The organism is Deinococcus apachensis DSM 19763 (assembly GCF_000381345.1).
In the GTDB taxonomy this organism is placed as follows: Bacteria; Deinococcota; Deinococci; order Deinococcales; family Deinococcaceae; genus Deinococcus; species Deinococcus apachensis.
Genome location: NZ_KB906403.1, coordinates 1 through 7,500 on the forward strand (window position 1 = coordinate 1; position 7,500 = coordinate 7,500).

Sequence of the window (7,500 nt, forward strand, 5' to 3'; positions counted from 1 at the left end):
CATGGCCAAAGGAACGTTTGAGAGGACGAAGCCGCACGTGAACGTCGGGACGATCGGGCACGTGGACCACGGCAAGACCACCCTGACCGCCGCCATCACCTTCACGGCGGCCGCGATGGACCCCACCGTCGAGAAGCTGGCCTACGACCAGATCGACAAGGCCCCCGAGGAAAAGGCCCGCGGCATCACCATCAACACCGCGCACGTCGAATACAACACCCCCACCCGCCACTACAGCCACGTCGACTGCCCCGGCCACGCCGACTACGTCAAGAACATGATCACCGGCGCCGCCCAGATGGACGGGGCGATCCTGGTGGTCAGCAGCGCCGACGGCCCGATGCCCCAGACCCGCGAGCACATCCTGCTCGCTCGCCAGGTGGGCGTGCCCTACATCGTCGTGTTCATGAACAAGGTGGACATGGTCGACGACGAGGAGCTGCTGGAACTGGTGGAGATGGAAGTGCGCGAGCTGCTCAGCAAGTACGAGTTTCCCGGCGATGACCTGCCGGTGATCAAGGGCAGCGCCCTGCAGGCGCTGGAAGCGCTGCAGGCCAACCCCAAGACCAGCCGCGGCGAGAACCAGTGGGTCGACCGCATCTGGGAACTGCTGGACGCCATCGACAGCTACATCCCCACCCCCGAGCGCGACACCGACAAGACCTTCCTGATGCCCGTCGAGGACGTGTTCACCATCACCGGCCGCGGCACCGTGGCCACCGGCCGCGTGGAGCGTGGCGTGGTGAAGGTGCAGGACGAGGTGGAGATCATCGGGCTGCGCGATACCAAGAAGACCACGGTGACGGGCATCGAGATGCACCGCAAGCTGCTGGATCAGGGCATGGCGGGCGACAACGTGGGGGTGCTGCTGCGCGGCGTGGCCCGTGATGACGTGGAGCGCGGCCAGGTACTGGCCAAGCCGGGCAGCATCAAGCCGCACACCAAGTTCGAGGCCAGCGTGTACGTGCTGTCCAAGGATGAGGGTGGACGTCACTCGGCGTTCTTCGGCGGGTACCGTCCGCAGTTCTACTTCCGCACCACTGATGTGACGGGTGTGGTGGAGCTGGCCGAGGGCGTGGAGATGGTGATGCCCGGTGACAACGTGACCTTCACCGTCGAGCTGATCAAGCCCATCGCCATGGAAGAGGGCCTGCGCTTCGCCATCCGCGAGGGCGGCCGTACCGTCGGCGCGGGCGTCGTCACGAAAGTGTTGGAGTAAATTCCAGCAGCCATAAGCAGGGGGGCCACATGGTCCCCCTTGTCTTTGTTGTCCTGTGGGTGGACACCCGCCCCCCGACTCCCTATAATCCGAATGTTGCCCGCCTCAAGGCGGGCTTTTACCAGCGACTCGCCGGGAAGGCGGGGGCTGGGAGCGCGGGCCTCGAAGGCCGATGGCCCAAAGGCCGCGCGAAAGGAGCAGCAACATGGCGAAGGACGGACCGCGCATCATCGTGAAGATGGAAAGCACCGCTGGCACGGGCTTCTACTACACGACCACCAAGAACCGCCGCAACACGCAGGCCAAGATGGAACTGCGGAAGTACGACCCCGTGGCGAAAAAGCACGTCGTGTTCAAGGAGAAGAAGGTCTGATTTCTGGTCGGGTCCTAGTGGCCCGGCTGCATGATCAGTCCCCTTCTCTTTTGCAAGTCATGACGGGCAAGGTGAGCGCATGAATCTGATTCAGTACTTGCGGGACTCGCGTGCGGAACTCGCGCGTGTCACCTGGCCGACGCGCCAGGGGGTCATCGAGGGCACGCAGGCGGTGCTGATCTTCGTGATCGCCCTGACCCTGATCGTGTTCCTGATGGACACCGTGTTCAGCGCGTTGATCCGGGCGGTACTCCCGTGAGCATCGAGTGGTACGCCGTCCACACCTATGTGGGCCAGGAAGACCGCGTGGAGCAGCACCTGATGGAGCGTGCCCGCAAACTGGGCATGCTCCACACCAAGATCTTCCAGGTGCTGCAGCCTACCGAAGAAGCGGTCGAACTGCGTGAGGGCGGCAAAAAGGAAACCGTTCGCCGCAAGCTCTTCCCGGGCTACGTCTTCGTGCAGATGGATGTCGAGGACGACGACGCCCCGGGTGAACTGGGTGAGTCCTGGGAAGTTGTGCGCGGCACAAACGGCGTGACGGGTTTCGTGGGCACGGCCACCCGCCCGGTGCCCCTTTCCCCCGAGGAGGTGCAGCGCCTGCTCGCTTCGGTGGGCGTGGCCGCCCAGCCCCAGGAAGAGGCGCCGACCCGCGTCAAGGTGGACCTCAAGCCCGGCGACATGGTCCGGGTGACGGGTGGCCCCTTTGCCGACTTCAGCGGTGTGGTGAGCGAGATTAACGCCCCGCAGGCCAAGGTCAAGGTGCTCGTCAGCATCTTCGGGCGCGAGACGCCCGTCGAGCTGGACTTCGCGCAGGTCAGCAAGTAAAACGGCGGGGCCGGGCTTGGCAGAAGCCTCCTGGCCCTGTACACTGGAAAAGTTGCTGCCGTGACGCCATCTCCCGTAAGGGGGGCTGAGCGGCGGAACTTAGCGTCAGCACCCCGGTCCTTTCGTGAAGAGGCCGGGGGAGCTAAGGAGGAAACAGCATGGCTAAGAAAGTCACCGGGATCGTGAAGTTGCAGCTTCCGGCCGGAAAGGCGACCCCGGCCCCGCCCGTGGGCCCCGCGCTCGGCCAGTACGGCGCGAACATCATGGGCTTCACGAAGGAGTTCAACGCGGCCACGGCCGACAAGGGTGATGCGATCATCCCGGTCGAGATCACGATCTACGCCGACCGCTCCTTCACCTTCATCACCAAGACGCCCCCCATGAGCTACCTGATCCGCAAGGCGGCGGGTCTGCAAAAGGGCAGCGCCACGCCCAACAAGGCGAAGGTGGGCAAGCTGAACTGGGACCAGGTGCTGGAGATTGCCCGCACCAAGCTTCCTGACCTGAACGCGGGCAGCGTCGAGGCCGCCGCGAACACCGTGGCGGGCACCGCGCGCTCCATGGGCGTGACCATCGAGGGGGCCCCCAATGCCTAAGCACGGCAAGCGTTACCGCGCCCTGGTGGGCCGGGTGGACCGCAGCAAGCAGTACTCCATCGACGAGGCCACCAGCCTGGTCAAGGACCTCGCCACTGCCAAGTTCGACGAGACGGTGGAAGTTCACTTCCGCCTGGGCATCGACCCCCGCAAGAGTGACCAGAACGTGCGCGGCACGGTCTCGCTGCCCCACGGCACGGGCCGCAGCGTGCGTGTGGCCGTGATCACGCGGGGGGACAACCAGGCTGCCGCCGAGGCCGCCGGTGCCGACGTGGTGGGTGCCGAGGACCTGATCGAGCGTATTGCGGGCGGCTTCATGGACTTCGACGCTGTCGTGGCGACCCCCGACATGATGGCGATGGTCGGTCAGCGCCTCGCGCGTCTGCTCGGGCCGCGCGGCCTGCTGCCCAACCCCAAGAGCGGCACCGTCGGTCCCGACGTGGCGGGCATGGTGCGGGGCCTGAAGGCGGGCCGCATTGAGTTCCGCAACGACAAGACCGGCGTGGTTCACGCGCCCATCGGCAAGGCCAGCTTCGACGCGGGTAACCTCAGCGCGAACTACCAGGCCCTCCTGACGGCGCTGGAAGCTGCCAAGCCCGGCGCGGCCAAGGGCGTGTACCTCCGCAGCGCGTACCTGACCAGCACGATGGGGCCGAGCATTCCCCTCACGCTGGGTAGCCAGGCCCAGGCCTGATCTTCCCCGGGAAGGGGTCCGTCCTCTCCCCTGTCCATTTCGGCACCCCGGTGCGCTCCTTGCACCTTTCCTAATTTCGGCATCGTAGACAGCGGGGACCCTTGCCAGGTTTAAACATCCCGCCGAGTTGTCAGGGCGCGAGCAGCGTACCTGGACTTGTTCACCACAGAGGAGGTTCTCAAACGTGGCGAACGAACGCAATCAGCAGAACCTGACGGACCTGAAGGGCAGCCTCACGGGCGTCGAGACGTTCTACGTCGTTGACTACCAGGGCCTGACCGCCGGGCAGCTCAGCCAACTGCGTAAGGACATCCGCGGGAAGGGCGGGCAACTGATCGTTGCCAAGAACACCCTGATCAACCTCGCCCTTCAGGAGGGTGGCCGCGACTTCAGCGACGCCCTGAAGGGCCCCAGCGCCCTGGTGCTGGCCCACGACGATCCCGCCGGGGTCGCCAAGACGCTCAGCGACGCGTCCAAGGGCAACGACCGCGGCATCCCCGCCGTCAAGGGCGGCTTCGTCGAGGGCAACCGCGTGGACGTTCGGGTCATCGAGCGTCTGGCGAGCCTGGGCAGCAAGCAGAGCCTTCAGGGCGAACTCGTGGGCGTGCTCAGCGCGCACCTTAGCAACTTCGTGGGCATCCTTGAAGCGTACCGTGACAAGCTCGGCGGCGGCGCTCCCGAGGCTCAGGCCTAAGGCTCTCACAGCCTTTCCCCTTTCCCAAGTTCTAAAAATCCAGTCCAGGAGGACACCACCATGGCTTACGACAAGCAGGCTCTGATCGACCAGCTCAGCACCCTCACCATCATGGAACTCGCCGACCTCATCGACGGCCTCAAGGACACCTGGGGCGTCACGGCCGCCGTGGCCGTCGCCGGTGGTGGCGCCGCCGCCGCCGCTGCCCCCGTCGAGGAGAAGACCGAGTTCGACGTCATCCTCGTGGACGCGGGCGCCAGCAAGATCAACGTCATTAAGGAACTGCGCGCCATCACCGGCCTGGGGCTGAAGGAAGCCAAGGACCTCAGCGAGAAGGGCGGCGCCATCAAGGAAGGCGTTAGCAAGGAAGACGCCGAGAAGTTCCGCGCCCAGCTCGAAGGCGCGGGCGCCAAGGTCGAAGTCCGCTAAACCCTTCCCACCGGGAGTGCAGCCCCCGCCGCGAGGTGGGGGTTTTTCTTGTGCCCAGCCAAAGTGTAAGCCACTTTACTATCTTTTGCCCCTGGGCGGGACATAGTGATTTCGTAGTTTTCCAGCAGATCCTTTTGAGAGACGCGGTAAACAGGCCGGGTCTCTTTTTTGTGCTGGGGCTCACGAGGAGTTGAAGATGGCAGTAGGCAGAGTGAAGTGGTTCAACGCGGAAAAGGGCTTTGGGTTCATCGAGACGGAAGGCAGCGACGACGTGTTCGCGCACTTCAGCGCGATCCAGTCCACGGGTTTCAAGAAGCTCAATGAGGGTGACGAGGTCGAGTTCGACATCGAGCCCGGTCAGCGCGGCAAGGGTCCCCAGGCCAAGAACATCGTTGTGACGAAGGCCGCCCCGGCCCCCGCCTACGGCGACCGCCCCCAGCGCCGCAACGACCGCTGGTAATCCACAGGCAGCGTAAATTCAAGCCCCCAGCCGAGAGGTTGGGGGTTTTAAATCTTTGTCGTCACGAATCTTTTTTGCCAGATGCCGCAGGCATCTCGCAAAGTGAGAATCAGCTCCTCAAGCTCGTACGTCGCTCCCAGGATGTCGAATGGACCGCAGCCGTTTCGTGAGGAGACTTGGTCGTTGACGGCCTGCGTTCCAGCAGCAGTAAAAACCCGTCCGCTTGTCGAGAAAAAGCCAAGGGCCGAGGTTCCCCATCTGGGGAAACCCATGACCAGCGCGTATTCCTTGGTGGTGTTCCAGAGGATGCCGGGGGTGGCGGAGAGGACCTCACCTGTTTCCGCCCCAAGGCGCAGAACATCGCAGACTCCTATGACGGTGTTGCTCTCACAGACGGTCACAAACAGCGAGTCCAGGGCGAGCAGCGCGGAACTCTTGGATTGCCCGGGGGCCAACTTCAGCTTCCAAACCGTTTTGCCGTCCTCCACACGACGCAAAGTAGCCTGATCGCTGCTCTCGCCGCGCTCTGTGTAGAGGTAGGAGACGTCGGCCGCCTGGACGATCACCTCAGCTCCCGCCGCAGCCCCGCCGCCATCTGGAACCACTCGCGCTCCTGACGGCGGTAGAGGCCGGTGGCGCGCTGCTCGGTCTTGGCCAGCGCGTCTAGGAGAGCCTGGGCCTCCTGGCGCCTCCCCTGCTTCAGCAAAAAGGCCGCGTAACGGGCGCGGGGTTCTTCGGTCGTGGCTGCCGTCATGGCCTCACGGTAGGTGGCGTCCGCCTCCGCCGTCTTGCCCTGCGCGTCCTGAGCCTGGGCGAGCAAGGTCAGAGCGCGGGTCCGGGTCGCGGCGCTGGTGCGGAGGTCCACACGGTTGAGGAGAGCTTCGGCAGCGGCGGCGTTTCCGCGGGTGAGGTCGAGTTCGGCGCTGGTCAGGAGGACCACCGGATCGTCCGCATAGATGCCACTGAGCAGCGGCGCGAGAGTCGTCTGGGCCTCCTCGGGTCGGCCCGCCCGGGCTTGCAGGGCGGCAAGGTCGGCGCGGTTGGCGAGGGTATCGCTCTCGGTCAGCCGTTCCTGCGCCTCGCGGATACGGGTGTCGAGCGGCTTGATCGCCTCCACCCCCCGCCCGATGGCCCGCGCCGCGCCGCGCCCGCTTCCCCGTAACCAGGGGAAAAACACCGTGAAGGCGTAGACCAGCGCGCCGACGGTGCTGAAGATGCCCCCGAAGAACAGCGCCAGCCCCAGGATGAAGAGCCAGTACAGGTCCTGACGGGTGGCGAGAGCATGAATGAAGCACAGGAGAACCAGCCCCCGCATCAGCAGGAACAGGTACGGCAGGAGTGGTTGCAGGGCGTCCACACAGCCATCCTAACGCTTGCCAAAACGCCCCACCCTCGTATATACTTGCCTGTGGCCGACCATGATGGGTTGGGCAGGAGACCTTTGCAGGCACGCGGACTCCACAATTGACGCTTGACCACGGGACGCAGCCGGAGGGGCTGCTGTCTCGACTGCGCCTTTTCCCGCCCCGGAAGGCCGCAGCGACACGCAGGGTGCGCGAGGTGTGAATGAGCCTTAGCAATCAGAAACCGCGTATAGAGCGCTTTGGTGAGATCACCGAAGTGATTCCGCTGCCCAATCTGACCGAAGTGCAGGTGAACTCCTTCAGGGCGTTCCTTCAGGCCAACAAGGCGCCCGACCGACGGGACGATACTGGCCTCCAGAGCGCCTTCCGCGAGGTCTTCCCTATCGACGAGACCGAGAAGGGCCGTTCGACGGGGCTGGTGCTGGACTTCCTGGAGTACCGCCTGGGCGAGCCGCCCTACACCCCGGAGGAGTGCCGCGAGAAGGACCTGACGTACCAGGCGCCGATGTACGCCAAGCTCCAACTGATCCACAAGGACAGCGGCCTGATCAAGGAAGACCAGGTGTTCCTGGGCGACCTGCCGCTGATGACCGAGGACGGCTCCTTCGTGATCAACGGGGCTGACCGCGTGGTGATCTCGCAGATTCACCGCTCGCCCGGCGTGTACTTCACGTCGAGTTACAAGGGCATCAAGAAGATGTACACGGCGGCGATCATCCCCATGCCCAAGCGCGGTCCCTGGATCGAGCTGGAGATGAACGCGGGCGTGCTGGAGATGAAGGTCAACAAGCGCAAGTTCCCGGTGAGCCTGCTGCTGCGCGTGCTGGGCTACGACGACGCCCA

12 protein-coding genes (1 of these 12 only partly in view) are annotated in these 7,500 nt (G+C 64.7%); 10 read left to right on the top strand and 2 right to left on the bottom strand.

Features of this window, described 5'->3' with window-relative positions:
* Position 1: 1 nt before the first annotated feature.
* The 9 genes from tuf to F784_RS0110825 all read left to right on the top strand — a co-directional run bounded on the left by tuf (position 2) and on the right by F784_RS0110825 (position 5,293).
* Entirely contained in the window at positions 2 to 1,219 is a 1,218-nt protein-coding gene (gene tuf, locus F784_RS0110785; protein WP_019586270.1) for an elongation factor Tu, read from the top strand.
* A 205-nt stretch (positions 1,220 to 1,424) separates the two neighbouring features.
* Positions 1,425 to 1,592, top strand: a complete 168-nt coding sequence (gene rpmG, locus F784_RS0110790; protein WP_012692576.1) for a 50S ribosomal protein L33 — start codon at positions 1,425 to 1,427, stop codon at positions 1,590 to 1,592.
* Positions 1,593 to 1,671: 79 nt separating this feature from the next.
* Entirely contained in the window at positions 1,672 to 1,851 is a 180-nt protein-coding gene (gene secE, locus F784_RS0110795) for a preprotein translocase subunit SecE (RefSeq protein WP_019586744.1), read from the top strand.
* Positions 1,848 to 2,420 (top strand): transcription termination/antitermination protein NusG, encoded by a 573-nt coding sequence (gene nusG / locus F784_RS0110800; protein ID WP_019586745.1) that lies wholly within the window; start codon positions 1,848 to 1,850, stop codon positions 2,418 to 2,420. Before secE ends, nusG begins: the two co-directional genes overlap by 4 nt.
* 158 nt (positions 2,421 to 2,578) lie before the next feature.
* Positions 2,579 to 3,016, top strand: a complete 438-nt coding sequence (rplK, locus tag F784_RS0110805; protein ID WP_019586746.1) for a 50S ribosomal protein L11 — start codon at positions 2,579 to 2,581, stop codon at positions 3,014 to 3,016.
* Positions 3,009 to 3,710 (top strand): 50S ribosomal protein L1, encoded by a 702-nt coding sequence (rplA, locus tag F784_RS0110810; RefSeq protein WP_019586747.1) that lies wholly within the window; start codon positions 3,009 to 3,011, stop codon positions 3,708 to 3,710. Before rplK ends, rplA begins: the two co-directional genes overlap by 8 nt.
* Before the next feature lie 184 nt (positions 3,711 to 3,894).
* Positions 3,895 to 4,404 (top strand): 50S ribosomal protein L10, encoded by a 510-nt coding sequence (rplJ, locus tag F784_RS0110815; protein ID WP_019586748.1) that lies wholly within the window; start codon positions 3,895 to 3,897, stop codon positions 4,402 to 4,404.
* A 60-nt stretch (positions 4,405 to 4,464) separates the two neighbouring features.
* Positions 4,465 to 4,833, top strand: coding sequence for a 50S ribosomal protein L7/L12 (gene rplL / locus F784_RS0110820; protein WP_019586749.1), 369 nt, complete (start codon positions 4,465 to 4,467; stop codon positions 4,831 to 4,833).
* A 196-nt stretch (positions 4,834 to 5,029) separates the two neighbouring features.
* Positions 5,030 to 5,293, top strand: coding sequence for a cold-shock protein (locus F784_RS0110825; RefSeq protein ID WP_019586750.1), 264 nt, complete (start codon positions 5,030 to 5,032; stop codon positions 5,291 to 5,293).
* Positions 5,294 to 5,340: 47 nt separating this feature from the next.
* Here F784_RS0110825 and F784_RS0110830 read toward each other — a convergent pair whose 3' ends face one another.
* Complete coding sequence (locus tag F784_RS0110830) at positions 5,341 to 5,859, bottom strand: hypothetical protein (protein WP_019586751.1); 519 nt, start codon at positions 5,857 to 5,859, stop codon at positions 5,341 to 5,343.
* Complete coding sequence (locus F784_RS0110835; protein ID WP_019586752.1) at positions 5,856 to 6,650, bottom strand: tetratricopeptide repeat protein; 795 nt, start codon at positions 6,648 to 6,650, stop codon at positions 5,856 to 5,858. The genes F784_RS0110830 and F784_RS0110835 overlap by 4 nt, the downstream gene beginning before the upstream one ends.
* A gap of 209 nt (positions 6,651 to 6,859) precedes the next feature.
* Between F784_RS0110835 and rpoB the strand changes: the two genes are divergently transcribed.
* A protein-coding gene (gene rpoB, locus F784_RS0110840; protein WP_026332408.1) for a DNA-directed RNA polymerase subunit beta crosses the window boundary here: on the top strand, positions 6,860 to 7,500 show its 5' portion. The gene runs 2,818 nt beyond the window's last position; 641 of the gene's 3,459 nt are visible here — the first part of the coding sequence; the start codon lies at positions 6,860 to 6,862; its stop codon lies off the right edge, out of view.

Excerpts from the sequence above, each read along its gene's own strand:
- tuf (WP_019586270.1), top strand. The coding sequence starts at position 2 with ATGGCCAAAGGAACGTTTGAGAGGACGAAGCCGCACGTGAACGTCGGG.
- rpmG (WP_012692576.1), top strand. The coding sequence starts at position 1,425 with ATGGCGAAGGACGGACCGCGCATCATCGTGAAGATGGAAAGCACCGCT.
- secE (WP_019586744.1), top strand. The coding sequence starts at position 1,672 with ATGAATCTGATTCAGTACTTGCGGGACTCGCGTGCGGAACTCGCGCGT.
- rplK (WP_019586746.1), top strand. The coding sequence starts at position 2,579 with ATGGCTAAGAAAGTCACCGGGATCGTGAAGTTGCAGCTTCCGGCCGGA.
- rplA (WP_019586747.1), top strand. The coding sequence starts at position 3,009 with ATGCCTAAGCACGGCAAGCGTTACCGCGCCCTGGTGGGCCGGGTGGAC.
- rplL (WP_019586749.1), top strand. The coding sequence starts at position 4,465 with ATGGCTTACGACAAGCAGGCTCTGATCGACCAGCTCAGCACCCTCACC.
- F784_RS0110825 (WP_019586750.1), top strand. The coding sequence starts at position 5,030 with ATGGCAGTAGGCAGAGTGAAGTGGTTCAACGCGGAAAAGGGCTTTGGG.